Genomic DNA, 1,592 nt, shown 5'->3' with positions numbered 1-1,592 from the left:
GCCTGGTCTACCACATAGGCCGTCGCCCAGAAGGCGTTCTCGGCGGCCTGGAACACCGCCTGCGCGCCGTCCCAGGCTGCCTGCACGGCGGCATCCACCGTGTTGGCCGTTGCCTTGAAGACGTCTTCCGCCGCCTTGAACACGACTTGTACGCCCTTGTTGATTTCCTGGTAGATCTGCTCCGAATCGATGTCGATGTCGGCCAGCGTGAACTGGCCGCTGCGCCAGTAGGTGCCGCCGCCAGCGACATTATCCCATTCCTCCGTCACGGCGTCCCAGGCGACCGGGGCGCCGCCGATGAGCGGGATGTATTCGTGCCAGCCGATATAGCCGTCGAAGTTGCCCCACATGTTCTGGTTCTGCGAAGCGAAGGTGAGCGTGCCGCCCGACTCGGCGACGTCGTAGGCCAGCGCCACCGTCTGTTCCGTCGCCCCGGTCTGCGTGTGGTCGGGGCGGTAGCCGGTGGCGGTGACGGTGAGCTCGCCCAGCGTGTCGGCACCTTCCGGCAGCACCAGCCAGAACTGCTCGGCGCCATCGAAATCGCTGACGCCGGCCGTGGCGTCGCCATCGTACTGGTCGCGCAGCGCCGCCCCTGCCGGCAGACCGGCAAAGCCGAGGTCAATCTTTTCGGTGCCGGCCGGCTGGCAGGTGACGGTGAGCAGGATTTCGTTCGCCGCGACGCCGGGCGCCGCGGTTACCGTCAGCGTGGGACAGCGCTGGTCGATGACCAGGAAATCGAGGGCCGTCGGGCTGGCAATACCCGAAAAGGCCTGGCCAGCGACGTCCAGCACCGCGCCCGAGTCGATCAGGACATGGTAGTGCCCGCCGCGTAGCAAATCCTGGGCCGGATCGATGGTCAGGACATTGCCGTCGAACGCGATCTGGCTCTTGTCGCCGATGGGGATCGTGCGCACGTCCCCCTTGCCGTCGCTGATGACGATATTGCCTGCACCATGCTGCACGATCTCGGAAAACTGCAGCACGATGTTACCGGCGATGTCGAGGCTGCTGCCGTCCGCCGGCGTGGCCGCGACCAGATGCGGCAGCGGATCCGCAGGTTGGCCGCCGCCGCCACCACCGCCACCGCCACCGCCACCGCCACCGCCACCGCCACCGCCACCGCCATTCGTGGCGCCCCACGGAGGGATCTCGACATAGCTCCCACCACCGCCGCCGCCATTGATGGCACTGTCGAGGTTGCTTCCGGTGAAGGCGGAGAGCACAGCGTCAAGCGACCCCGAGCCCCCGAAGGCTTCAGCGATGGCGGTGGTGGCATCGCCCTGGGTGACGAAGGCCACTTTGGCCAGCTGCGCCAGGCTGCCGGCATCGGCCGCCTTGGCATTGCAGGCTGCCGTGATCTGGGCCAGCTGCGCCGCCGCGCCAGCGACCTCGGGCACGCCGAGCGCCTGCGCCGCGCCCTGGATGATGGCGGCGAGGGTGGCCGCATCGCCCAGGTTCAGCGGCACGCCGGAAGCGAGCGCGTGCGCCAGCGCATCGATGACTGCGCCAGCGCCATCGAGGCGCGTGACCGCCGCGCCACCGGCGGCGTCGAGGGCCGCCCCAGCCTGGCTAACGAGGTTGGAGATCTGCAG

Annotated in this window: 1 protein-coding gene; it reads right to left on the bottom strand. The window is 68.7% G+C overall.

Going from position 1 to position 1,592, the window contains the following annotated elements; all coding sequences use genetic code 11:
* A partial coding sequence (locus Q0X16_RS02875) for an Ig-like domain-containing protein (RefSeq protein WP_297830429.1) occupies positions 1-1,592 on the bottom strand: 1,592 nt, incomplete at both ends.

Origin of the sequence: Thermomonas sp. (genome assembly GCF_025993755.1) — a bacterium.
GTDB lineage: Bacteria > Pseudomonadota > Gammaproteobacteria > Xanthomonadales > Xanthomonadaceae > Thermomonas.
Note: the sequence above shows the minus strand (reverse complement) of the source record. Positions and strands in the feature narration are given on the sequence as shown.